This window comes from Neobacillus niacini, assembly GCF_023715785.1.
Taxonomy (GTDB): domain Bacteria; phylum Bacillota; class Bacilli; order Bacillales; family Cytobacillaceae; genus Neobacillus; species Neobacillus niacini_E.
Genome location: NZ_JAMBOX010000056.1, coordinates 1 through 519, shown reverse-complemented (window position 1 = coordinate 519; position 519 = coordinate 1). Strand labels below are relative to the sequence as shown.

The 519-nt window shown below is 51.6% G+C and carries 4 tRNA genes and 1 rRNA gene; all 5 read right to left on the bottom strand.

Annotation, left to right across the window (positions count from 1 at the left end):
* Window positions 1-41 precede the first annotated feature (41 nt).
* The 5 genes from M3234_RS28805 to rrf all read right to left on the bottom strand — a co-directional run bounded on the left by M3234_RS28805 (window position 42) and on the right by rrf (window position 511).
* Window positions 42-126, bottom strand: a tRNA-Leu gene (locus tag M3234_RS28805).
* A 10-nt stretch (window positions 127-136) separates the two neighbouring features.
* Window positions 137-212 (bottom strand) — tRNA-Lys (locus M3234_RS28800).
* A gap of 16 nt (window positions 213-228) precedes the next feature.
* Window positions 229-304 (bottom strand) — tRNA-Thr (locus tag M3234_RS28795).
* Between the two features lie 9 nt (window positions 305-313).
* Window positions 314-389, bottom strand: a tRNA-Val gene (locus M3234_RS28790).
* A 5-nt stretch (window positions 390-394) separates the two neighbouring features.
* Window positions 395-511: ribosomal RNA gene (rrf, locus tag M3234_RS28785) — 5S ribosomal RNA — on the bottom strand.
* Window positions 512-519 lie beyond the last annotated feature (8 nt).

The window sequence follows — 519 nt, the reverse complement described above, 5'->3', positions numbered from 1 at the left end:
AGGTGGTGTTCTACCACTGAACTACTTCCGCATGAATGAAATGGTGCGGGTGAAGGGAGTCGAACCCCCACGCCTTGCGGCGCCAGATCCTAAGTCTGGTGCGTCTGCCAATTCCGCCACACCCGCAATATTTAGATGGTGAGCCATGAAGGACTCGAACCTTCGACCCTCTGATTAAAAGTCAGATGCTCTACCGACTGAGCTAATGGCTCAAAACTTTAATTTAAGTGGTGCCGGCTAAAGGACTTGAACCCTCAACCTACTGATTACAAGTCAGTTGCTCTACCAATTGAGCTAAGCCGGCACATTAATATGGTGGAGGATGACGGGATCGAACCGCCGACCCTCTGCTTGTAAGGCAGATGCTCTCCCAGCTGAGCTAATCCTCCATACAGCCTGGCAACGTCCTACTCTCACAGGGGCTTTCGCCCCAACTACCATCGGCGCTGAGAAGCTTAACTTCCGTGTTCGGGATGGGAACGGGTGTGACCTTCTCGCCATAATTACCAGACCATTTAT